Source organism: Caballeronia temeraria, assembly GCF_001544795.2.
Classification (GTDB): domain Bacteria; phylum Pseudomonadota; class Gammaproteobacteria; order Burkholderiales; family Burkholderiaceae; genus Caballeronia; species Caballeronia temeraria.
In genome coordinates this window covers 132,238-154,518 of record NZ_FCOI02000015.1, presented here as the reverse complement: position 1 = coordinate 154,518, position 22,281 = coordinate 132,238, and the positions used below count along the sequence as shown (strand labels likewise).

Annotated in this window: 19 protein-coding genes; 12 read left to right on the top strand and 7 right to left on the bottom strand. The window is 64.6% G+C overall.

Annotated elements, in window-relative coordinates; all coding sequences use genetic code 11:
- Positions 1-129 precede the first annotated feature (129 nt).
- The gene (locus AWB76_RS21980) at positions 130-2,496 is read left to right on the top strand and encodes a UvrD-helicase domain-containing protein (protein ID WP_061162244.1); all 2,367 of its coding nucleotides are present in this window, start codon (positions 130-132) and stop codon (positions 2,494-2,496) included.
- A 2-nt stretch (positions 2,497-2,498) separates the two neighbouring features.
- Positions 2,499-3,251 carry a 5'-methylthioadenosine/adenosylhomocysteine nucleosidase gene (locus AWB76_RS21975; RefSeq protein WP_061162243.1) on the top strand — a complete coding sequence of 251 codons (753 nt, stop codon included), beginning with the start codon at positions 2,499-2,501 and terminating at the stop codon, positions 3,249-3,251.
- Here AWB76_RS21975 and AWB76_RS41845 read toward each other — a convergent pair whose 3' ends face one another.
- Together AWB76_RS41845 and AWB76_RS41840 are read right to left on the bottom strand one after the other, a co-directional pair.
- Positions 3,252-4,067: a hypothetical protein gene (locus AWB76_RS41845; protein WP_061162242.1), complete on the bottom strand. Its 816-nt coding sequence runs from the start codon at positions 4,065-4,067 to the stop codon at positions 3,252-3,254. It abuts the gene before it with no gap.
- A 21-nt stretch (positions 4,068-4,088) separates the two neighbouring features.
- The gene (locus tag AWB76_RS41840; RefSeq protein WP_061162241.1) at positions 4,089-4,997 is read right to left on the bottom strand and encodes a carbohydrate-binding protein; all 909 of its coding nucleotides are present in this window, start codon (positions 4,995-4,997) and stop codon (positions 4,089-4,091) included.
- 361 nt (positions 4,998-5,358) lie between these two features.
- Here AWB76_RS41840 and AWB76_RS21960 point away from each other — a divergent pair, with 361 nt between their 5' ends.
- The 3 genes from AWB76_RS21960 (at position 5,359) to AWB76_RS21950 (ending at position 7,996) form a co-directional block, all read left to right on the top strand.
- Positions 5,359-5,553 carry a hypothetical protein gene (locus AWB76_RS21960; RefSeq protein ID WP_061162240.1) on the top strand — a complete coding sequence of 65 codons (195 nt, stop codon included), beginning with the start codon at positions 5,359-5,361 and terminating at the stop codon, positions 5,551-5,553.
- The gene (locus tag AWB76_RS21955; protein ID WP_061162239.1) at positions 5,550-6,008 is read left to right on the top strand and encodes a hypothetical protein; all 459 of its coding nucleotides are present in this window, start codon (positions 5,550-5,552) and stop codon (positions 6,006-6,008) included. The genes AWB76_RS21960 and AWB76_RS21955 overlap by 4 nt, the downstream gene beginning before the upstream one ends.
- Positions 6,009-6,103: 95 nt before the next feature.
- Positions 6,104-7,996 carry a propionate--CoA ligase gene (locus AWB76_RS21950; RefSeq protein ID WP_061162238.1) on the top strand — a complete coding sequence of 631 codons (1,893 nt, stop codon included), beginning with the start codon at positions 6,104-6,106 and terminating at the stop codon, positions 7,994-7,996.
- 73 nt (positions 7,997-8,069) lie between these two features.
- Here the strand turns inward: AWB76_RS21950 and AWB76_RS21945 are convergent, their stop codons facing one another.
- Positions 8,070-9,326, bottom strand: coding sequence for an MFS transporter (locus tag AWB76_RS21945; RefSeq protein WP_061162237.1), 1,257 nt, complete (start codon positions 9,324-9,326; stop codon positions 8,070-8,072).
- Positions 9,327-9,668: 342 nt separating this feature from the next.
- Here AWB76_RS21945 and AWB76_RS21940 point away from each other — a divergent pair, with 342 nt between their 5' ends.
- Both AWB76_RS21940 and AWB76_RS21935 read left to right on the top strand, forming a co-directional pair.
- Positions 9,669-11,297, top strand: coding sequence for a methyl-accepting chemotaxis protein (locus AWB76_RS21940; RefSeq protein ID WP_082864486.1), 1,629 nt, complete (start codon positions 9,669-9,671; stop codon positions 11,295-11,297).
- A gap of 157 nt (positions 11,298-11,454) precedes the next feature.
- The gene (locus AWB76_RS21935; RefSeq protein WP_061162236.1) at positions 11,455-11,898 is read left to right on the top strand and encodes a hypothetical protein; all 444 of its coding nucleotides are present in this window, start codon (positions 11,455-11,457) and stop codon (positions 11,896-11,898) included.
- A gap of 28 nt (positions 11,899-11,926) precedes the next feature.
- Here AWB76_RS21935 and AWB76_RS21930 read toward each other — a convergent pair whose 3' ends face one another.
- A complete protein-coding gene (locus tag AWB76_RS21930) occupies positions 11,927-13,399 on the bottom strand; it encodes an HDOD domain-containing protein (protein WP_061162235.1) in 1,473 nt (490 codons plus the stop codon).
- 136 nt (positions 13,400-13,535) lie between these two features.
- Positions 13,536-15,449, bottom strand: coding sequence for a putative bifunctional diguanylate cyclase/phosphodiesterase (locus AWB76_RS21925; RefSeq protein ID WP_061162234.1), 1,914 nt, complete (start codon positions 15,447-15,449; stop codon positions 13,536-13,538).
- Positions 15,450-15,910: 461 nt separating this feature from the next.
- On the opposite strand from AWB76_RS21925, the gene AWB76_RS21915 reads away from it, so the two are divergent.
- From AWB76_RS21915 to AWB76_RS21905, 3 genes are read left to right on the top strand one after another with little or no spacing between them, the layout of a single operon-like run.
- Positions 15,911-17,209 (top strand): EAL and HDOD domain-containing protein, encoded by a 1,299-nt coding sequence (locus AWB76_RS21915; RefSeq protein ID WP_061162232.1) that lies wholly within the window; start codon positions 15,911-15,913, stop codon positions 17,207-17,209.
- Between the two features lie 42 nt (positions 17,210-17,251).
- Positions 17,252-17,812, top strand: coding sequence for a peroxiredoxin (locus tag AWB76_RS21910; RefSeq protein ID WP_061162231.1), 561 nt, complete (start codon positions 17,252-17,254; stop codon positions 17,810-17,812).
- Between the two features lie 39 nt (positions 17,813-17,851).
- Positions 17,852-18,334 carry a hypothetical protein gene (locus tag AWB76_RS21905; protein ID WP_061162230.1) on the top strand — a complete coding sequence of 161 codons (483 nt, stop codon included), beginning with the start codon at positions 17,852-17,854 and terminating at the stop codon, positions 18,332-18,334.
- Here AWB76_RS21905 and cydB read toward each other — a convergent pair whose 3' ends face one another.
- Positions 18,335-19,342, bottom strand: coding sequence for a cytochrome d ubiquinol oxidase subunit II (gene cydB, locus AWB76_RS21900; protein WP_061162229.1), 1,008 nt, complete (start codon positions 19,340-19,342; stop codon positions 18,335-18,337).
- 29 nt (positions 19,343-19,371) lie between these two features.
- Complete coding sequence (locus AWB76_RS21895) at positions 19,372-20,829, bottom strand: cytochrome ubiquinol oxidase subunit I (protein WP_061162228.1); 1,458 nt, start codon at positions 20,827-20,829, stop codon at positions 19,372-19,374.
- Between the two features lie 235 nt (positions 20,830-21,064).
- Here AWB76_RS21895 and sugE point away from each other — a divergent pair, with 235 nt between their 5' ends.
- The gene (gene sugE / locus AWB76_RS21890; protein ID WP_061162227.1) at positions 21,065-21,385 is read left to right on the top strand and encodes a quaternary ammonium compound efflux SMR transporter SugE; all 321 of its coding nucleotides are present in this window, start codon (positions 21,065-21,067) and stop codon (positions 21,383-21,385) included.
- A 238-nt stretch (positions 21,386-21,623) separates the two neighbouring features.
- Entirely contained in the window at positions 21,624-22,253 is a 630-nt protein-coding gene (locus AWB76_RS21885; protein WP_061162226.1) for a DUF4126 domain-containing protein, read from the top strand.
- Positions 22,254-22,281: the final 28 nt, after the last annotated feature.

Sequence of the window (22,281 nt, the reverse complement as noted above, 5' to 3'; positions counted from 1 at the left end):
ACTGGCTCGGACGAATTCGGCCCGCGGGCGCGTGCCTTCTCGCGGCCGGCGGCTCCATCGGCGCGGTCTTATAATGGTCGGCCCGCCGCCAAAGTTTTCTGGCCCGCTTTTCTGCCGCTGCTCTTTCCCATGCCCGACCTGCTCGCGAATCTGAATCCCGAACAACTCGCCGCCGTGACGCTCCCCGACGAGCCCGCGCTCATTCTCGCGGGCGCCGGCAGCGGCAAGACGCGCGTGCTCATCACGCGCATCGCGTGGCTGATCCAGCATGGCTACGCGTCGCCGCCGACCGTGCTCGCCGTCACCTTCACGAACAAGGCCGCGCGCGAGATGATGGCGCGCCTGTCCGCCATGATGCCCATCGACACGCGCGGCATGTGGATCGGCACCTTTCACGGCCTGTGCAATCGCATGCTGCGCGCGCATTACCGCGACGCCGGCCTGCCGCAGACGTTCCAGATCCTCGACACGGCCGATCAACTTTCCGCCATCAAGCGGCTGATGAAGGGCCTGAACGTCGACGACGAGAAATATCCGGCGAAGAACCTCCAGTACTTCATCAACAACGCGAAGGAGCAGGGCCTGCGTCCGAAGGACGTCGACGCCACCGACGCGTTCAATCGCAAGTTCGTCGAGCTGTACGACGCCTACGATCAGCAATGCCAGCGCGAAGGCGTCGTCGATTTTCCGGAACTGCTGCTGCGCTGCTACGAACTGCTCGCGCACAATCCGCCGCTGCGTGCGCACTATCAGGCGCGTTTTCGCAACATTCTCGTCGACGAGTTTCAGGACACGAACAAGCTTCAATACGCGTGGCTCAAGCTGCTGGCGGGCGAGCACAACGCGATCTTCGCGGTCGGCGACGACGATCAGTCGATCTACGCGTTTCGCGGCGCGAACGTCGGCAACATGCACGATTTCGAGCGCGAGTTCCGCGTGCGCAATCTCATCAAGCTGGAGCAGAACTATCGCTCGCACGGCCATATTCTCGACACCGCGAACTTCCTGATCGCCAACAACGCCAACCGGTTGGGCAAGAACCTGCGCACCGACGCGGGCCACGGCGAGCCGGTGCGCGTCTACGAGGCCGCGACGGATTCGCAGGAAGCGGGCTGGATCGTCGAGGAAATCAAGGCGCTCATCAATACGGGCGTGTCGCGCGGCGAGGTCGCGGTGCTTTATCGCAGCAACGCGCAGTCGCGGACCATCGAACATACGCTCGTGAACGCGGGCATTCCGTATCGCGTGTATGGCGGCCTGCGCTTCTTCGAGCGCCAGGAAGTGAAGCACGCGCTCGCGTATCTGCGTCTCATCGACAATCCGAACGACGACACCGCGTTCGCGCGGGTCGTCAATTTTCCGACGCGCGGCATCGGGGCGCGTTCCATCGAGCAAGTGGCCGACGCGGCGCGTCTCTACAACTGCTCGATGGCCGCCGCCGTGCCGTACGTGACCGGCAAGGCCGGCTCGAGTCTCGGCGCGTTCGCGACGCTCATCGCGAAGATGCGCGCCGAAACGCAGCAGATGAGCTTGCCGGAAACGGTCGAATACGTCGTGCGCGCGAGCGGTCTCGCCACGTTCTACGAAGGCGAGCGCGAAGGTCAGGACCGGCTGGAAAACTTGCAGGAACTCGTGAATGCCGCGGCGGCGTTCGTCAGCGAGGAAGGCTACGGACTCGATACCCCCGCGCGCTCGATTCCGCTGCGCCCGGGCGCGACATCGGCGCCGGAGATCGCGGCGGTGAGCGAGGACGGCGAGATCGAAGTGCTCGAGGCGCCCGGCATCGCCGATCCCGCGCAGAATCCCGACACGATGACGCCGCTCGCCGGTTTCCTGTCGCACGCATCGCTCGAAGCCGGCGACAACCAGGCGCAGGCCGGCCAGGACGCCGTGCAGTTGATGACCGTGCACGCGGCGAAGGGGCTCGAATTCACGGCGGTGTTCATCACCGGGCTGGAAGAGGGCTTGTTCCCGCACGAGAACAGCGCGCAGGAATCGGACGGGCTGGAAGAAGAGCGGCGTCTCATGTACGTGGCGATCACGCGCGCGAAGGAGCGGCTGTATCTGTCGTTCGCGCAGAGCCGCATGCTGCATGGCCAGACGCGCTACAACATCCGGTCGCGCTTCTTCGATGAACTGCCCGAAGGCTCGCTCAAGTGGCTCACGCCGAAGATCGAGGCGGGCGCGCGCTGGGGCGGCCGTGCCGATAATGCCGGCTGGGGACGAGACTGGTTCGCGCGTCCGGGACAGGAGCGCGGCGGTTCGTCGTACGGCGGCGGCCAGACGCCGGAGCGCTTGCCCTCGTTCGCGAACGAGCAGCGCGCGGCGGAGTCGGGCTTCAAGGTCGGACAGGCCGTGTTCCACACGAAGTTCGGCGAAGGCACCGTGACCGCGCTGGAAGGCTCCGGCGGCGATGCGCGCGCGCAAGTGCGCTTCAAGCGCCACGGCGAGAAATGGCTCGCGCTGGCGGTCGCGAAACTTCAGGCCGTCGAATGAGCATGAAGCGGCTCGGCATCATGGCGGCGCTGCCGCAGGAACTCGGCGATCTCATCGCGCAAATGAACGCGGCGGGCGGAGTGCGCACCGTCACGCTCGGCCAGCGCGAGTACTACATCGGCGATGCGCACGGATTGCCCGTCGCCGTCACGCTCGCGCGCATCGGCAAGGTGGCGGCGGCCGCGACCGCGAGCACGCTGATCCATGTGTTCGACGCCGATGCGATCGTCTTCACCGGCGTCGCCGGCGGCGTGCGGGCGGATGTGCAAGTGGGCGATATCGTCGTCGCGGATGCGTTGATGCAGCACGATCTCGATGCATCGCCGCTCTTTCCGCGCTATGAAGTGCCGCTGCTCGACCGCGCGCGCTTCGACGCCGACCGTGCGCTGTCCGACGCGCTCGCCGCCGCCGCCGATGCGTTCATCGCCGAAGAAAGCGCGGTGCTGGCGGAGCGTTTCGCGGTTGCGCAGCCGCGCGTGCATCGCGGGATGATCGTGAGCGGCGACCGGTTCATCGCGAGCCACGACGCACTCTTCGGCCTGCGCGATGCGTTGCCGGACGCGCTCGCCGTCGAGATGGAAGGCGCGGCCATCGCGCAGGTCTGCTACGAGCATGGCGTGCCGTGCGCCGTCGTGCGGACCATTTCCGATTCGGCGGACGCCGCCGCGCCCTTGTCGTTCACCGAATTTCTGACATCGATCGCGGCGACTTACTCGTCGGGCATCCTGTCGCGCTTTCTGCGCACGGTCCGCTGATCAGATCTGCGAATTGGTCGTCGCGTTGAACTGCACGCCCAGGCTCTTCTCCAGATACTTGATCGCGTCTTCGAGCACGGCGAAGATCGTCGCGCGATCGTTGGTGTTGGACAAATCCAGCGTGCTCGTCTCCGATACGCCATGCTGTGAAAGCGCGATGCTATACGCGCTCTGCGCTTTCGCCGCCGGGATGAACTCGCCCTGACCGGTGGCCGGATTCACATACGAAAGCGTCGTGAACACGTTGGAGAAGACCTTGCCGAGCGTCGTCATGTTGAAGGCGACGTGATTTTGCGGCGTCATGAACGTGGTCGCGGAGGTCGTCGGGATCGGCCGGCCATAGAACTGGTTCAGGTAATAGCGCACCTGATACGGATACTGCTCGTACGAGTCCGTCTTGCCCCACACGCGGCTCCAGTCGTTCACCTGCGTCACCGTCGAGGCCGTGGCCGTCGCGCCCAGCTTGCTGTAGCTCGACATCAACGTGCCGTAGAAGCCCTGGTTGTAGGCCACGTTCAGGAGAATGTCGAAGAAGTTGTTCGGCAGATTCTTGAACGTGGTCATCGACTGATCGAACGCAGGCTGCCACGGCGTCGTCCAGCCGCCCGTGCCCTTGCCGGTTTCGACCAGCGCCACCATGTCGTTGTAGTGGAAGTACGCGGTCAGCATCGGCCCGTAGTACTTGTCGTTGAACGAGGGCGGCGTGACCTTGGTGTTCTGCTTGGCGGCATCGGCCATGCTGAAGCCGATGTTCTTCTGCAACGCGATGTAGTTGATCAGCGAATGACCGGCGGGCGCATACGTGCCGGCCACCATATCGGCGGCGTAATTGTTGATCTAATACGGACCGCCCTGGCCGCCGCCCATCACGGCCTGCTGATCCTTCGATGGCGCAATCAGATTGCCGCTCGCCTGATATAGCTGCGTTTCCAGATTTTCCTGCAGCAACTGGCCCAGCACCGAGCCGTATAAATAATCTTTCTCGAACTGCATGCCGGGGAAGTATTGCTGCACGAGATAGCCGTACATCACTCCGGCGATGATGTTCGACATGATGAGGTCGGTGTAATTGTCGCCGTCGAGCGTCATGCTGTCTTGCGGGCTGCCTGCGCCGAGCAGCAAGTGGAAATTGATCTTGCCCGTCGTCGTCACCGAGCCGGGCGAGGGCGCTGGAGTCGGTGTCGGCGTGGGCGCCGGGGCTGGCGTGGGCGTGGGAGTTGGTGCTGGGGTTGGTGTTGGCGTGGGTGCCGGGGCGGGCGTTGGAGTCGGCGCCGGAGTCGGCGATGCGTTGCATGTACCCAGATCCTTCCACGCGCCGTAAGGGCCGCTTTGGCTCGGGTCCTCGCCCTGCGTCCACCATTTGCTCTCGTAGTTCCGGCCGTTATAGGTCACGCGCATTCCGGCGTTGCTGTAGGTCGCGGTGGCCGACCACGCCGCATAGCAGCCGGCCGGCGCCGGAGCGGGCGTCGGTATCGGCGTCGGAGCAGGCGCGGGCGCGGGCGATCCGCCCGACGATGCGCCCAGATCTTTCCACAGCGTCGGCGATGCCGATGGCGTCCATCCCGCGCCCGGCAGCGCCGTGTGCGTCTGAAGTGCCTGATAGTCGTGCCCGTTGTAGCTGACGAACGAGCCGGCGGTGTACTTCGTCCCTTCGGTCCATGCCGGATATGCGGCATAAACGGCCGCCGAAATCACGATTGCGCCGGCAAGCGCCCATTTTGCTTTGCGAAGACACATCGTTTTCATGGCCGACCCCGGAATCCGATCTATAGGCGACGAATGACTCTATGAAATTAACAAATTTCCTCGAAAACACTATTCAAATTTGCGATTTGCACGCGTCGGTTTTATGAAACTTAATTCATCATGAAGCTTATTTTCGAGAATTGGGCGTAATTATCGGATTGAGATCGAATTACGATATTGACGCGAACCGCAAATAAGCGGGTGTAAATCGGCATTTCCGAAAGGTGGAATTGAAATTGTCGCGGCGTGTTTTTATCGGGATTAAAAAACGAAACGCAATCGCCAGGCGACCCGTCCGACCGAACGCTTGCAATTGAGAATGATTCTCAATACAATCGACTCGACGAACGGAGGTCGACCGATGATCAGCGAATCCGCAGCGAAAGTGCTCGAAACGACGCGCCGCGCCTGGCGCGAGGCGACAGCCGACGCGCCGAAGAAGTCGGCCCCCCGTCCGCCGCGCGCCACGCAGCCGAAGAAGCGCGTGGTGCCGCGGCGTTCGCGCTGGCCGTCGCTCGTCGCCGCGCTGAACTACTGGAGCCCGAAACCGCTGTGAACGCCGCCGACCTTGCACCGACATCCCTCGAACTCGACGATCGTCTCTTCGACGCGAGCCGTTTTCCGCTCGTGCGTCTGCGTGCGCGCGCAGTGAAGCCCGGCTATGCGTTCGCATGGAGCGCGCAGATGCGCCGGCTCCTGACACTCGCGACGCCTTTCGTGCTGATCGCCGGGCACGACGAAACCGAAACCGCCGACGACGCCCGTCTGCGCGCCGCGTGGATGCGCACGCATCGCGCGATGTTCGCCTCGCACTGCCGCGGCCTGATCGTGATCGAACCGCGCATCGAGGCGCGCGCGAGCACGCGCGAAACGCTGCGCGCGATGACCGAAGGCATCGGCGTGCGCACGGTCGTCGTATCGAGCATGCGCGTCGCGGGCGAACTGACGCCGGTGCTGCTCAAGCACGCCGCATCGGCAGACCGGACCGCTGCGCGCACCCGCGCGATCTGACCCGTCGGACCGATCAGGGCGCGCCCTGTCTGGCGCGGGTCGGACGGCTGCTCTATGCTCAGGGACCAGCCAACGCCGCTTTGCAGAGGACGCGCATGCCGACTTACCGAGAAGCGTATCGACGGTCGATCGACGAGCCCGAAGCGTTCTGGGCCGAACAGGCCCGGCGCATTCACTGGCAGACGCCTTTCGACCAGGTGCTCGACGCGAGCAAGCCGCCGTTCGCGCGCTGGTTCGCCGGCGGCAAGACCAATCTGTGCCATAACGCGGTGGACCGGCATCTCGCGTCGCGGGCGCAGCAGGACGCGCTCATCTATGTGTCGACGGAAACGGGCATCGAGCGCCATTACACCTACGCCGAGCTGCATGCGGAAGTGAACCGCATGGCGGCCGTCATGCGCTCGCTGCACGTGAAAAAAGGCGATCGCGTGCTGATCTATCTGCCGATGATTCCCGAAGCGCTCTTCGCGATGCTCGCGTGCGCGCGCATCGGGGCGATTCATTCGGTCGTGTTCGGCGGATTCGCGGCGCCGAATCTCGCGGCGCGTATCGACGACGCCGAGCCCGCGCTCATCGTCACCGCCGATGCCGGTGCGCGCGGCGGCAAGGTGATCGACTACACGCCGCTCGTCGACGAAGCGCTGTCGCGCGCCGAATACAAGGTGCCGCAAGTGCTGCTGATCGACCGGCAGCTTGCGCCCGAGCGCCTGCAGGCGAGCTATCTCGTCGCGTACGAGCCGCTGCGCGAGCAATTCTTCGATGCCCACGTGCCGTGCGAATGGCTCGAATCGAACGAGCCTTCGTACATTCTCTACACGTCCGGCACGACGGGCAGGCCGAAAGGCGTGCAACGCGATGTCGGCGGTTATGCGGTGGCGCTCGCCGCATCGATGGAGCACGTCTTTCAGGGCGCGCCGGGCGACACGATGTTCACCGCATCGGACATCGGCTGGGTCGTCGGGCACAGCTACATCATCTATGCGCCGTTGATCGCCGGACTGACGACCGTGATGTACGAAGGCACGCCGATTCGCCCCGATGGCGGCATCTGGTGGCGGCTCGTGCAGCAGTACAAGATCAACCTGATGTTCACCGCGCCGACCGCGATCCGCGTGCTGAAGAAACAGGACCCGGCGTTGATGGAGAAATACGATCTGTCGAGCCTGCGCACCCTGTTTCTGGCGGGCGAGCCGCTCGACGAACCGACCGCGCAGTGGATCCAGAGCGCGTTGAAGAAGCCCGTCATCGACAATTACTGGCAGACGGAAACCGGCTGGCCGATGATCGCGATTCCGCGCGGCATCGAGGAATTGCCGTCGAAGCTCGGCTCGCCCGGCGTGCCGTCGATGGGCTTCAATCTCACGCTGCGCAACGAGGCAACGGGCGATGCCTGTGCGCCGGGCGAGAAGGGCGTCGTCACACTCGCGTATCCGTTGCCGCCGGGCTGCATGCAGACCGTATGGCGCGACGATCAGCGTTTCGTCGATACCTACTGGAAGAGCGTGCCGAACCAGATGGTCTATTCGACCTTCGACTGGGGCGTGCAGGACGAAGACGGCTACGTGTCGATTCTCGGCCGCACCGATGACGTGATCAATGTCGCGGGGCATCGGCTCGGCACGCGCGAGATCGAAGAGGCGTTGTCGGCGCATCCGGCTGTCGCCGAAGTGGCGGTCGTCGGCATCGCCGATTCCGTGAAAGGGCAGGCCGCGGCGGCGTTCGTCGTGCTGCGCGATGCGGATCGCATCAACGCGCCGGGCGCGCGCGAGGGCATGGAGGCGGAGCTGTGCCACGCGGTGGATTCGCAGCTCGGCGCGATCGCGCGTCCGGCGCGCGTGCATTTCGTGTCGATGCTGCCGAAGACGCGCTCGGGCAAGTTGCTGCGTCGCGCGATCGCGGCGCTGGCGGAAGGGCGCGATCCGGGCGAGCTGCCGACAATCGAAGATCCGGGCGCGTTGATGCAGGTTCGCGAGGCGCTGGGAAACTGAGCGCCCGAAACGCGACGGGCGCGCGGTCCGCTGAGGAACCGGCGCGCCCGCCGCGATCGATCATCTGCTGCTCTCAGGCCCTGGCCTTCGCGTCATGCGTCTTCGGCAACAGCACCGTCAGCACGCCGAGCAACGGCAGGAACGCGCAAACCTTGTAGACGTAATCGATGCTGGTCGCATCCGCGAGATGCCCGAGCACCGCCGCGCCCACGCCGCCCATGCCGAACGCGAAGCCGAAGAACAGGCCCGCGACCATCCCGACCTTGCCCGGAATCAGCTCCTGCGCATAGACAAGAATCGCCGAGAACGCCGACGCCAGCACGAGCCCGATGATCACCGACAGCACGCTCGTCCAGAACAGGTTCGCATAGGGCATCAGCAGCGTGAACGGCGCGACGCCGAGAATCGACACCCAGATCACCGCCTTGCGTCCGACCTTGTCGCCGACCGGACCGCCGATGATCGTGCCCGCCGCCACCGCCGCGAGGAACACGAACAGATGGATCTGCGCGGCCTGCACTGAAATGCCGAACTTGCTGATCAGATAGAACGTGAAGTAGCTCGTGATGCTCGCGAGATAGAAGTACTTCGAGAACACGAGCAGCACGAGCACGCTCATCGCCATCATGACCTTGTTGCGCGGCAGCGTGGCGTGCGCGGTCTGCGCGCGGCCTTTCTTCGTCGCCGGATGACGCTTGTACCAGCGGCCGATGTTCGCCAGCACGAACATCGCGACGAGCGCCGCCGCCGAGAACCACGCGATGCTCTTCTGCCCGTGCGGAATGACGATCAGCGCGGCGAGCAGCGGCCCGAGCGACGAGCCGGCATTGCCGCCCACCTGAAAGAGCGACTGCGCGAGACCATGCTTGCCGCCCGACGCCATGCGCGCAACCCGCGACGACTCCGGATGAAACACCGACGATCCGCAGCCGACGAGCGCCGCCGCGATCAGCAGCGTGCCGAAGTTGCCCGCGATCGACATCAGCAGCAGACCCGAGAGCGTGAAGCCCATGCCGACCGGCAGCGAATAAGGCTTCGGATGTTTGTCCGTGTACAACCCGACGAGCGGTTGCAGCAGCGAAGCCGTCACCTGATACACCAGCGTAATCAGACCGATCTGTCCGAAGCTGAGCGCGAACTCGCTTTTGAACATCGGGTAGATCGCCAGAATCAGCGACTGGATCATGTCGTTCAGAAGATGCGAAAAACTGATCGCGCCCAGAACGGAATACACGGTGCGTTGAGTGCCCGTGCTTGCGGGAGCCGCGGTGGAAGCGCCGGCCGATGCGCCGGAAGGCGACAAAGCGCCCTTGTCGATGCTCGTTTGCATATTGAATGGCGGATGTAAGCGGAAAAGCGTCTCGGAATGTGTTCTTTTCAGTGCGGCATTTATGCGCAGACTGAATTTCTGACAAGTGTAGGCTGTCCTCGTAACGTTGTCCTGCCAAGCTTTGTGGCGAATCGGACAGGGTAGGTGCCGAATCTGTGGGTCGATTCGTCTGACGCAAGGATTTTTGGCCGGTTATAAGAGGCGACGGCGAACGAACGTATGTTCGTTCCCCCAGAAAAAAGGCTCAAGAAAGCCGGCAAACCTGCCGTACTCCCGGCGGGGACCAGACCAGGACACGCCGCACAACGGCCACGTCCACTGAACTATTCGGGGATTCGATCGATGAAACTGTTTTCGCTACGCGGCGCAAAAGACGCGAGCTTCGTGGCGCATGCCGAACCGCAGCGCGCGCTGTCCGTCAAGTCATCGCTGAGACTGGCGTTCGGGCTCGTGCTCGCCGGGACGCTCGGGATCGGCGCAATTTCTCTCACGCAGATCAGCCGCCTGAACGGCGCGACTGAATCGATCTATACGCAGGGCTATGTCGCGAGCCGCGCGGCCGAGGAAACGCGTGGCTACCTGCTGCGCGCGAGCCGTTCGCAGAAGATGCTGCTCACCGCGAGCACGGCGAAAGAGCGCGACGAGCTCGGCGCGCAGATCGAACAATCGCTCGCGGACATCGGCCGTGAACAGGCGCAGCTCGCGCAATACATCGATCACGCAGACAAGGACGCGCTCGCGCAGCAAAAAGCCTTTTCGACTGCGCTCGGCACATGGAGCGACAACCTGCGCACGTTCGTCAAGCTCGTGAAGGAGCAGCCGCTCGATCTTTCGCAGATGAACTGGCAAGTCGGCACGCAGGACGTATCGCTGCTCGTCGAAACGGGCAAGCTCGAAAAGAGGGTCGATGAACTCGTCGCGCGCCGCGGCGCCGCAGCCAAGGCGACGATCGATTCCGCCGCGTTCATCTTCCACTCGTCGTTCGTGATGGTGTCGGCGCTGACGCTCGCGTTGTTCGCGCTCGCGATCGTCGTCTCCGAATGGGTCGTGCGGCGTCTCGCCGGCCAGCTCGGCGGCGAACCGGGCTACGCGAAGGACATCGCGCGCCGCATCGCGTCGGGCGATCTCGCGTACCCGATCAGGCTCAAGCGCCGCGACGACGCCTCGATGCTCCACGCGTTGTCCGAAATGCAGGCGGGCCTTTCGTCGACCGTCGGCGATATCGCGGCGAGCGCGGAGGCGATCGCGTCGGCATCGAGCGAAATTTCGACGGGCAACGTCGACTTGTCGCGCCGCACCGAAGAGCAGGCCGTCGCGCTGGAAAAAACCGCGGCCAGCATGGAGCAGCTCACGTCGACGGTCCGCCAGAACGCCGACAACGCGAAGCAGGCGAGCACGCTCGCGGCGAATGCGTCGCAGATCGCGGAGAAGGGCGGCGCGGTGGTGAGCCGCGTCGTCGAGACGATGCAGCGTATCGATGCGAGCGCGAAGAGTATCGGCGACATCATCGGCGTGATCGAAGGCATCGCGTTCCAGACCAATATCCTCGCGCTCAATGCGGCGGTCGAGGCGGCGCGCGCGGGCGAACAAGGGCGCGGCTTCGCGGTCGTCGCGGGCGAGGTGCGCAGTCTCGCGCAGCGCTCGTCGTCGGCGGCGAAGGAGATCAAAGGGCTGATCGATACGTCGGTGTCGCGCGTGTCGGACGGCTCGACCTACGCGCAGGAAGCGGGAGCGACGATGGAGGAAGTCGTGAAGGCCGTGCGCCGCGTGACCGACATCATGGGCGAGATCTCGGCGGCGTCGGCGGAGCAGAAGACGGGCATCGAGTCGATCGGCGACGCCGTCACGAAGATGGACGCGAACACGCAGCAGAACGCCGCGCTCGTCGAAGAGGCGGCCGCGGCGGCGCAATCGCTCGACGATCAGGCGCGCGCGCTGAAGTCGCTCGTCGGAAAATTCCAATTGGCCTGACGCAGGACATCGGGATAGAATCGCGGACGGGCGCGGCAGGGCGCCCGGTCTCGCGAAAGTCTTACGCACCTGCCGCGCAGTACATCAACTCTGGATCGAACCGCAACGTCGAACCTTTATAGCCGCAGCGAGAACGGCGCAACAAAGGAACAACGTCATGTGGTCTACATCCTGTCCAATCCAGTCATCCGTTTCCAATAGCGACTATTTGCGCGAACACGCGCGGCGTCTGCTTCGTCAAGCCCGCGACGGCGACACGAGCGCGTCGATGCCCGTTCTGCGCCGCCTGATCGCGTCGAAAGTCACGCGCGCGGAGCGTCTCGCCGACCTGCACGCGATCCGCGACGATCTGCAACTGAAGCTCGTGCTCTCCATGCTCGCCGCCGAACTCGGCTACGCGAGCTGGGACGCGTGCAAATCCGACATCGACCGGCAGCCGGACGCGGCGATCGACCGCTATCGGCTCGACGCCGGCGCGTTCAACGATTTCGAGAAGAACTGGTTTGCGAACGAACCGGAAGCACGCGAATGGCAGCGCGCGCACGGCGGCTATATCGTGCGATACGGCGAACAGGCCGTGGCGATTCTGAAGAAGGGATAACAGTCGATGCGCGCAGGAAGGAAGCCGGTCAGATCAGCTCGACTTCCTTCCAGTTCGCGCTAAAGAAAAAACGGCTCAATTCCTTCGTGAGCTCGTTCAGTGCGCTCATTTCGAGCGGCGAGATCTTTCGGACGTGTTGCGGCGAGGTCCAGTCGCCGTAAATCAGCGCGACGGTCGTATCGTTCGATTTCACCGGCAGCAGCACGAAAGCCTGCGCTTCGCCGAGCGTGTCCTTGTACCAGCGCGGCAGGCGGGCGTCGATGCGCGCGTCGTGCGCGTTCTCGATGAAGATGCCGACCGGATTGCTGATCGCGAGATGAAACACGTCGGGCCGGAACTCCGCCGAGAAGCGCAGTTGCGGCAGCATCGGCTCGACGCCCGCGCCGAGGCCGAGCCGCGCGTGAAACTCGTTGTTGGCCTGGCGCACAAGCACCACGGTGCGCGACAGATGCAGGCTGCCGAGTATCGATTCGGATGCAAGCGCGAGCGCCGGCGCAAGCGCATTTTTCGACGGCAGCGAGCGCAAATCCGCGACGCTCGCGCCGATGCGCGCCTCCGCCGACACGTTCGCGCGCGCCATGGCATCGGCGTTGGCCTGCAACTCGGAGATTTCGCGCATCACGCCGTCGCTCGCTTCTTCGTTCGCGAGCGCGAGACTCATGGACGTGAGCGTTTCCGCGTCGGTCTTGAGCGGGCCGCTGTAACGGTTCGCGATGTCGAAGAGCACCGATTCGCGGCCTTCCACGGCCATGTTCTGCGCGGTGAGCGCGTCGGCGACTTCGGTCGAATAGTTGGAGATGGCGCGCAGCCAGCGCACGTGCTTCGGCACGGTTTCATCGACGGGCGCGTTCGGGTCGGTCGCGCGCATGCCTTCGCGGATCGTCTCGGGCAGACGCCAGCGGTCCGCCGCTTCGAGGCCGATTTCGTCGAAGGTCACGCCGAGCAGCGCGGCGCAGGCGGCGCTGTCGGGGATATTTTCCGACGCGGCCTTGCGGCGCAACTGATCCCATTCGTGTTCCAGATAGAACGCGACGAGCAGCTTGCCGATCTGCCGCATCAGCGTGCAGACGACTGCTTCTTCGGCCGAGCGCAGATCCTTGTGTTCGGTGAGTTGGCGCGCGACCGCGCCCGAGAGCAGGGTGCGGTTCAGTTCGAGCTTGGCGTCGATACGGCGCGGCGCGCTCTGATGAAAGTGATCGACAAGCTTCAGACCGACGACGAGATGGCCGACCGCGTCCATGCCGAGCACCATCAACGCGCGCGTGACGGTGGTGATGTTGCCGCCGAACGCGATGTACATCGCCGAATTGGCGAGGCGCAGCACCTTCTGCGTGAGACCGACGTCCGACAGCACGACTTGCACGAGGGACGTGAAGTCGAGGTCGTCATCGCTCATCGCGGACACGGTCGAGCGCAGCGCCTGAGACAGCATGGGGAAATCCCCGCGCTCGCTCATGCGCGACCACAACTTGTCCAGTAGTTCGGCCTTGGTGCGTGCCATTGCTAAAAATAAGAACTCGTTCGTTACGCGACGGCTAACCCGAGGCGGTCCAGCAATCCAGCACCCAACAACGAAATGTACACGTTATTAGGGAGTTACGGCGCGTCGTTCGATTAGAACACGAACAATCGCGCGTTCATAATGTCTCGTGCAACACCAGCGAATTCGACTGGAACGAGCGCGCCAGCTCGTCCGACGGCAATGCATGGCTGATGAGCCAGCCCTGAATATGATCGCATCCGAGGTCCGCGAGCAAGTCTCGCTGCGCTTCGGTTTCGACGCCTTCGGCCACCAGCTCCAGCCCGAGCGATTGCGCCAGCCCGACCACCGCGCTCACGATCGCGCGATTGTTCCGGGATGTAATCAGGTTCTCGACAAAGCTGCGGTCGATCTTGAGCTTCGAAAGCGGAAAACGTTGTAAATAGGCGAGACTCGAATAGCCGGTGCCGAAATCGTCGACGGCAAAGCGAATGCCGATCGACCTCAGCGCTTCCAGAAGCCGCGTCGCTTCCTCGGGATCGTGCATCAGCAGGCTTTCGGTGATCTCGAACACGAGCCGCCGCGCGTCGATGCCGGTGAGCGCGAGCGCTTCCTTCACGGCCGCGGTGAAACGCTTGTCGCGGAACTGCTGCGGCGACACGTTCACGGACACGTAATCGAGCCGGATGCCGATCGCATCCCACTGCGTGATCTGCATGCACGCGGCCTTCAGCACCCAGTTGCCCAGATAGTTGATGAGACCGATGGACTCCGCGAGCGGAATGAACGTCGACGGCGGCACGAGCCCGTGCACCGGATGATTCCAGCGCATCAGCGCCTCCACGCCGACCACCGCGCCCGTACGGATCTTCGTGATCGGCTGGAAGTAAAGCGAGAACTCGCCGTTGCGCACGGCTTCGTAGAGATCTGCTTCGAGCTTCAGGCGTTCGGCGTCGGCGGGATTGTCGTCGACCGTGTGGAAGACGAGCGCGTTGCCGCCCGATTCCTTCGCTTTCGCGAGCGCGTTGTCGGCCATGCGCAGAAGGCTCGTCTGCGCGCCGCTGCGCGTGTGCTTGCCCGCCTGATCCGGATACAGCGCGACGCCCACGCTCGCCGACAAGTGCGTGTGCTGCCCGCGATGCCGGTACGGCTGCGCGATCGCGGTGAGCAGGCGCCGCCCGAGACTTTCGGCCAGTTCGGGCGTGGTGCCGGCGGGCAGCAGCACGGCGAATTCGTCGCCGGCCACGCGCGCCACGCGCTCGCCGTTCGCGGCCGTATGCTGGATGCGGCGCGCGGTTTCGCGCAGCAGCTCGTCGCCGGCGTCGTAGCCGAGCGCGCGGTTGATGCGCTGATAATCGTCGATGTCGAGCAGCACGAGCCCCGCGTGCGTGCGCGTGAGTTCGGCTTCGTCCTGCGCGGCGCTGATCGCGGCCTTCAGCGCGACGAGATTGTCGAGGCCCGTGAGCGCGTCGTGGTTGAGCGTGTGGATGAGCGCCGCCTCGCGCTCGCGCCAGTGCGTCACGTCGAACGCGGCGAGCGCGAAGCCGGGCGTGCCGCGCGCGGCCGTCGACACGAGCCGCAGCTCGACGCAGATCGGATAGGTGAGCGACTTCACGACCGTCAGCGTCGCCGATTCGAGCTTGCCGCTCGCCCGCGCCCGTGCGACGAGCGCATGCAGTTCGTCGGCTTCTTCGGACGCGACGAGATCATGCAGCGTCAGCATGCTCAGATAGTCGCGGTGATAGCCGATGAACTCGATGCTCGCATCCGAGACATACTGGAAGCGCAGCGCGTCGTCGAGCTGCGCGAGGAAGTCGATCGCGCCGAGCGAGGCTTCCGGCGCGCCGGCCAGCGCGTGGGCGACGGCGGACGGCGCGTCCGGCGCGTCCGGCGCGTTTGGCGCATCAGGCGCATTCGGCACGGCGGCTTCGGGCGATGCCGCGAGCGCGGGCGGCTCCCCGGCGCTCTCGGGATGCGGCTCGCGCGCGGCGCTTCCCCATGCGCGGGCGAGCGCATCGAGTGCGATGCGCCACGGTGCGCGGCGGGAGACGTTGATCCGGTTCGCTTGCATGGTCTCGTTGGTTTCTGGCGGCAGCACCTGCCTTCGTGGGCAAGCGGCGGCGCGCGGAGCACCGCAATTCACGGGCTCCGGCCGGGACGTACCGCAACGGGCGCGGCACGCTCTATCAGGCGAGTTATCGGCGTAAGCGGGGATTTCTTTAACCGGTCATGCGGATGCGAGCGTCCCGCGCCGGTATCAAGATTGTCGAGGAAATGTCGATATGTCTTTTCATATTATCTGATCAGGCGAATTCGGTTACAGTGGCGCGTTTGCAGGTGGGCACGGCGCCCTCGTCAGTGTCGACCGATCCGAAGGCCTTGCCGCGCCGATGACCACCAGAATTCCGTTCGAATCGTTCGCCCCATGATCGAATCCACCAAGCGGCCAGCCTGCACCACAGCCAGGGACGTCGGGCCGGCCTTCATGCAGCGCTGCACCGCGCCATCGCGCACTTCCGACCGGTCCGAGTCATGCCCCATTCATCCCTGAAGCGTGCGGCGCCGGCGAAGCATGGACAGAGCGTCTACGTCGGGCGTCAGCCGATCCTCGACGGCGACGGCGCGCTCGTCGCCTACGAACTGCTCTTTCGCGACAGCCCGGACAATCGCGCGCGCATTCACGACGACGTGCAGGCGACCGCGCATGTCGTCGCGCGCACGATCGGCGAGATCGGCGTGCCGGCGGTGCTCGGGCCGCATCAGGGCTTCGTGAACATGAGCCGCGAGCTGCTGTTCGACGACATCGTCCATATCATGCAGCCGCAGCGCTTCGTGCTGGAGTTGCTCGAGAACATCACCTTCGATGAGTCGCTCTTCAAACGCTGCGCGCAGTTGCGCAACGCGGGCTTTCGCTTCGCCCTCGACGATGTCGTGAAGCTCGACGATGCGCTCCTCGCCGCGCTGCCGACCGTCGATATCGTCAAGGTCGACTTTCTGGCGGCGGATCACGGCCAGTTGCCGGCGCTCGCGGCGGCGGTGAAACGGCGCGGCAAACTGCTCGTGGCGGAGAAGGTCGAGACGCACCACGACCTGCTGCGCGCGAGACATCTCGGTTTCGACTTGTTCCAGGGCTATTTCTTCGCGCGTCCGCAGGTGCTTTCGGCGCGGCGCGAAAGCCCGGCGCGCGGTTCGCTCCTGCGTCTCATGGCCGTGCTCGCCGGCGAGCCGGGCATGCGCGAGCTGGAAGCGGAGCTCAAGCGCAATCCGGATATCGTCGTGCAGTTGATGCGTCTCGCGAATTCGAGCGCGCAGGCGCGCAGGCGGCGTGTGTCCTCGCTGCGCGATGCGATCGCCGCGACCGGCACGCGCCAGCTCATGCACTGGGCGCAACTGCTGCTCTACGCGGACGGCAGCGGCTTGCCGTGGCGCTCGGACCCGCTCCTGCAACTCGTCGGCACGCGCGCGCGCTTTCTGGAACTCGCGGCCGAAGCGCTGCGTCCCGCCGACGAAGCCTTCTCCGACGCCGCGTTCATGACCGGCATCTTCTCGCTCGTGCATGTCGTGCTGGACATGCAGCCCACGGAAATTCTCGATAAGCTCCATCTGTCGGCGGAGATCCGCGCGGCCATACTCGCGGGCGAAGGACCGCTCGGCGCGCTGCTCGGCATCGCGCGGGCGGCGGAGCAGGGCGATGCGCCCGCCATCGACGCGAGCCGGCACGCGCAGCCATCGCTCGATGCACTCACGCCCGCTGTGCTCGCGAAACTGCAGTTCGAAGCGGCGGCGTGGTTCGCGCAACATCGCATGGATCAGGACGAGGACGACGCGTAACGCGGCGTCTTCGCATGAACGGGATCATCGAAAGGAGCGGGCATGAAGACGTTTTCCGGTTGGACGGCGGGTGTTGTTCTGACGATGGCCGCGGCGGCGTATCCGCTCACGGCGGGCGCGACGCTCAAACCCGGCGATGCCGCGCCCGATTTCACCGCGCAGGCCTCGCTCGGCGGCAACGTGTACGACTACTCGCTCGCCGATGCCCTCAAGAAAGGCCCCGTCGTGCTGTACTTCTATCCGGCGGCGTTCACGAAGGGCTGCACGATCGAGGCGCACGAATTCGCCGAAGCGGTCGATGAGTACAAGGCCGAAGGCGCGACGGTCATCGGCGTGTCGCATGACAACATCGACACGCTCAAGAAGTTCTCGGTGAGCGAGTGCCGCAGCAAGTTCCCGGTCGCGGCGGATGCGGACTCGAAGATCATCCATTCCTACGACGCCTCCATGCCGATGAAAAGCTCGATGGCCAATCGCGTCTCATACGTGATCGCGCCCGACGGGAAGGTGATCTACGAATACACGAGCCTGTCGCCGGACCAGCATGTCGCGAACACGCTGCAGGCGCTGCGCGACTGGAACGCGAAGCACAAGACGCAGTGATACGCTTCGCCTTCTTCTTTTGAGCGTCCGGGAGGCGCCATGCCCATCGTCGTCGGACTGATCGTCTTAGGATTGCTGATTTATGGCGCGATATGGTCGTTCGACGCGATCCACGCGCACTTCGGGCTGGGCGTGGCGGTGGGCGCGGCGGTCGTCGTGCTGGCGATCATCGCCGCGGGCGTGATGCGCTGGCTCGCGAGCCGCCGCGAGATCGCGCCGAATCTGCACAAAGGCGAACACGGCGACTGGACGCACGAGCTCAAGACCGACTGGGGCGGCGTGCGGGTCGCGGCGGGCAAGCGTCTGTGCGATGTGCGCATCGGCGACGAGCGCGGCAGCTACATCTTCGCGGACCTGCGCGGCGCGCGCATGCAGGAACCGGGCGGCGCGAACGGCGCGTGGCAGGTCGTGCTCGACGTGCAGGACGCGAAGCACGGCGCATGGACGCTGCCGATGCGCGATCGCGGCGAGGCGCACAAGTGGGCGCGCATCCTGTCGCTCGCGACGCAGCAGAAGCTCTGACTACTCCGCGTGATAACCCATGTCGCCGCGCACCTTGCCGCGAAACACCCAGTACGACCAGATCACGTAGATCATCAGCACGGGCAGAAGGAACATCGTCCCGATCAGCAGGAACTGATGCGATAGCGGTGCGGCGGATGCATCCCAGAGCGTGACCGACGGCGGCGCGATGAACGGCCACAGGCTGATCACGAGCCCTGTGAACGCGAGAAAGAACAGGCCGATCGAGCACAGGAACGGCAGCACTTCGCGGCGTTTCGCGAGGCTCGACCACAGCGTCCACGCGAGCAGCACGGTCAGCACGGGCACCGGCGCGAACGCGAAGCTGTCGGGAAAGCCGAACCAGCGCGCGGCGATGCGCGCATCCTTGAGCGGCGTCCACAGGCTGATCAGCAGAATAAACGCGATCACGCCGATGAGCGCATAGCGCGCCATCCTGCGGCTCCATTCCTGCAATTCGCCTTCGGTCTTGAGCACGAGCCAGGTCGTGCCTTGCAGCGCATAGCCGAAGATCAGCCCCACGCCGACGAGCAACGGAAACGGCGCAACCCAGTTCCAGCTCGTGCCGACATAGACGCGGCCTTCGATCGGAAAGCCCTGAATGAACATGCCGAGCACGACGCCCTGCGAGAACGTCGCGACGAGCGAGCCGCAGCCGAACGCACCGTCCCACAGCCTTTTGCGCGCGCCGGTCACTTCGCGGAATTCGAACGCGACGCCGCGAAAGATCAGCCCGAGCAGCATGAAGAGAATCGGAAAATAGACGGCCGGGACGATGATCGCGAACGCGAGCGGAAACACCGCGAACAATCCGCCGCCGCCGAGGATCAGCCAGGTCTCGTTGAAGTCCCAGACCGGCGCGACGGAGTTGATCATCAGATTGCGCGATTCAGCGTCGCGGCGCAGCAGAAACATCATGCCGACGCCGAGATCGAAGCCGTCGAGCAGCACGTACATGAATACCGCCAGCGCGAGAATGGCGGCCCACAGCGGCACGAGATCGAGCATCGCGTTCTCCGGTTTTGTGCTTTCTATGCCTAGTTGCGCCCGCGGCCTGGCGGCACGATGTCGTCGTCGCTCACGGGCCGCGCCGCGCGATTCGCGCCCGCCGATACCGCCGAGAGCGGACGGGCCGCGCGCGTCTTCGCATCCAGTTCGTCCTTTTCGTGCGCATGCGCGACTTCGGCCGGCCCGATGCGCACCAGCCGCCGCAACAGGAAAAGTCCAGCGCCGAAGATCACCAGATAGGCGAGCACGTAGAGCAGCCACGAGAGACCGACATCGGCGGCGGTGAGCGAAGGCGTCACCGAATCCTTCGTGCGCAGGATGCCATAGACAGTCCACGGCTGGCGGCCGGCCTCGGTGGTCGTCCAGCCGGCGACGACGGCGATGAAGCCGAGCGGCATCGCCCAAGTGGCCGCGCGCAGCCAGCCCGTGCTCGTCTCGATCCGCCCGCGCGCGAACTGCACGATGCCCCACAGCACGAGCACGAACATCACGAGCGCGACGCCGACCATGATGTGAAACGCGAAGAACACGACGGCGACGGGCGGCCGGTCTTCGCGCGGAAAGTCCTTCAGGCCGCGCACGAAGCCGTTCGGATCGTGCGTCAGATAGATGCTGCCGAGCACCGGAATCGAGACTTCGAAGCGATTGCGTTCTTCGTCCTGATCGGGAATCGAAAAGAGATTGGCCGGAACGCGCGTGCCGGATTCCCACAAGGCTTCCATCGCCGCGAGCTTGGCCGGTTGATGTTTGAGCGTGTTGAGGCCGTGCGCGTCACCGATCACCATCTGGATCGGCACCATGATGATGAGGAAGATCAGTGACATCTTCACCATCACGCGGCTTTCCTCGAGCGCGCGGCGCTGGCGCAGATACAGGGCGCCGACGCCGAGAATCACGAAGCCCGCCGTCACGAGAAACGCGCTCACGGTGTGCCCGAGCCGGTACGGAAACGACGGCGTGAAGATCACGTCGAAGAAGCTCACCACTTCGAAACGGCCGTCGGGCAGCATCCGGTGGCCTTGCGGCGTCTGCATCCAGCTATTGACCGCGAGAATCCAGAACGACGAAATCACGGTGCCCGCCGCGACGAAAATCGCCGACATCACGTGCGCCCACTGCGGCACGAGCTTGCGCCCGAAGAGCAGCACGCCGAGAAACGCCGATTCGAGGAAGAACGCCGTCAGCACTTCGTAGCCCATCAGCGGACCGACGACATTCGCGGTGGCATCGGAAAAGCGGCTCCAGTTGGTGCCGAACTGAAACGGCATCACGATGCCCGACACGACGCCCATGCCGAACGACACCGCGAAGATCTTCAGCCAGAACGCCGAGAGGCGCCGGTAGACATCGCGCTTCGTGATCCACCAGTTGAATTCGAGCGTCGCGATATAGCACGACAGGCCGACCGTGAAGGCCGGCAGCAGAATATGAAACGCGACGACCCACGCGAACTGGAAGCGGGAGAGCAGGACCGAATCGACATCCATGAACGCTCCTTTGTTCAGGCTTTTTGCAGCGGATGTGTCGAAGGGACGCCTCGCGCGGGCGTTTCTCTTTTCGCTTCAATTAATACACGGTTTTCATGAACGCGGCCACGCGAGGCGCGGCGGGGCATTCATGCACCGATTTGGTACAATGTGACGCTTCGCTTCAAAGCCATGCGGACGGCCGCATGCGCATCGTTTCGTCGGGGACGGCCCCATTTTTCAAGGGAGTCGCCCGATGTCCTGGATTCTTCTCTTCATCGCCGGTCTGCTGGAAGTCGCCTGGGCCGCCGGTCTCAAATCGTCCGAAGGTTTTACGCGGCTCGGACCGTCAGTCTTCACCATCATTACCGCGCTGGGCAGCTTCGTCCTGCTCGCGATGGCGATGAAGCAACTGCCGCTCGGCACGGCCTACGCCGTGTGGACGGGCATCGGCGCGGTCGGCGCGTTCATCTTCGGTATTGTGTTCATGGGCGAGGCGCTGTCCGCCGCGCGTATCCTCAGTGCTGTGCTGATCGTTGCCGGACTGGTCGGACTCAAGCTCTCGTCGGGGCACTGACGGCGCATTCGCCGGGAACGGCAATCGCTCAACCCTTGCTGCACCGCGCCTATTTGCGTGGATATAATGGTTTGAGGTCGTCCGCTTTTGTCTGAGCTCAACGTTTCGCGCTTTTTTGTTCCATCGTCGCGCAAACGGGCGGCTTTTGTCGATATCTGCCGGTAAGACCGCTTTTCATGGCCGGCAAATCGTCCTCGGCGGCGAACGTCGGCGGCAGGCAGCATAAAGGGAGACGGCAATGCTTGAGTCACTTTCGCTCGCAGCGGGCCTGTCGTGGGCGAGCGGTCTGCGCCTGTATCTCACCGTTTTCATCGCCGGCATGTTCCAGCGCATGGGCATCGTCCATTTGCCGGATTCCCTCGCGGTGCTCGGCTCGCCGTGGGTCATCGGCGTCGCGGGCACGCTCGCGGTCGTCGAATTTCTCGCCGATAAAATCCCCGCCTTCGATTCCCTGTGGGACGCGGTGCACACGTTCATCCGCATTCCGGCGGGCGCGGTGCTCGCGGCCGGCTCGCTCGGCCACGCCGATCCCGCCACGCTGACCATCGCCGCACTCGCGGGCGGCACGCTCGCCGGGGCATCGCATTTCGCGAAGGCGGGCACGCGCGCGCTCATCAATCTGTCGCCGGAGCCGGTGTCGAACTGGGCGGCGTCGGCCACCGAGGATGTCGGCGCACTCGCGGGCATCACGCTCGCGCTTTTCGTGCCGCTGCTGTTTCTCGTGCTATTGCTGGCGTTCCTCGTGCTGGCGGGCTGGGCGTTGCCGCGGCTCGCGCGCGGCGTGCACGGCGGCGTGTCGCGCATGGCCAAGCACATGTTGCCGGGCTCCGATCATCGGATGAACCGGTTGCGGAGCAAGCACGATTGAGCACCGCATTCAGGAACGATCAGGCCGC

Coding starts and splice junctions, on each gene's coding strand:
- AWB76_RS21980 (WP_061162244.1), top strand. CDS start 130: ATGCCCGACCTGCTCGCGAATCTGAATCCCGAACAACTCGCCGCCGTG.
- AWB76_RS21975 (WP_061162243.1), top strand. CDS start 2,499: ATGAAGCGGCTCGGCATCATGGCGGCGCTGCCGCAGGAACTCGGCGAT.
- AWB76_RS41845 (WP_061162242.1), bottom strand. CDS start 4,067: ATGGTGGCCGGCACGTATGCGCCCGCCGGTCATTCGCTGATCAACTAC.
- AWB76_RS41840 (WP_061162241.1), bottom strand. CDS start 4,997: ATGAAAACGATGTGTCTTCGCAAAGCAAAATGGGCGCTTGCCGGCGCA.
- AWB76_RS21960 (WP_061162240.1), top strand. CDS start 5,359: ATGATCAGCGAATCCGCAGCGAAAGTGCTCGAAACGACGCGCCGCGCC.
- AWB76_RS21950 (WP_061162238.1), top strand. CDS start 6,104: ATGCCGACTTACCGAGAAGCGTATCGACGGTCGATCGACGAGCCCGAA.
- AWB76_RS21945 (WP_061162237.1), bottom strand. CDS start 9,326: ATGCAAACGAGCATCGACAAGGGCGCTTTGTCGCCTTCCGGCGCATCG.
- AWB76_RS21940 (WP_082864486.1), top strand. CDS start 9,669: ATGAAACTGTTTTCGCTACGCGGCGCAAAAGACGCGAGCTTCGTGGCG.
- AWB76_RS21935 (WP_061162236.1), top strand. CDS start 11,455: ATGTGGTCTACATCCTGTCCAATCCAGTCATCCGTTTCCAATAGCGAC.
- AWB76_RS21930 (WP_061162235.1), bottom strand. CDS start 13,399: ATGGCACGCACCAAGGCCGAACTACTGGACAAGTTGTGGTCGCGCATG.
- AWB76_RS21925 (WP_061162234.1), bottom strand. CDS start 15,449: ATGCAAGCGAACCGGATCAACGTCTCCCGCCGCGCACCGTGGCGCATC.
- AWB76_RS21915 (WP_061162232.1), top strand. CDS start 15,911: ATGCCCCATTCATCCCTGAAGCGTGCGGCGCCGGCGAAGCATGGACAG.
- AWB76_RS21910 (WP_061162231.1), top strand. CDS start 17,252: ATGAAGACGTTTTCCGGTTGGACGGCGGGTGTTGTTCTGACGATGGCC.
- AWB76_RS21905 (WP_061162230.1), top strand. CDS start 17,852: ATGCCCATCGTCGTCGGACTGATCGTCTTAGGATTGCTGATTTATGGC.
- cydB (WP_061162229.1), bottom strand. CDS start 19,342: ATGCTCGATCTCGTGCCGCTGTGGGCCGCCATTCTCGCGCTGGCGGTA.
- AWB76_RS21895 (WP_061162228.1), bottom strand. CDS start 20,829: ATGGATGTCGATTCGGTCCTGCTCTCCCGCTTCCAGTTCGCGTGGGTC.
- sugE (WP_061162227.1), top strand. CDS start 21,065: ATGTCCTGGATTCTTCTCTTCATCGCCGGTCTGCTGGAAGTCGCCTGG.
- AWB76_RS21885 (WP_061162226.1), top strand. CDS start 21,624: ATGCTTGAGTCACTTTCGCTCGCAGCGGGCCTGTCGTGGGCGAGCGGT.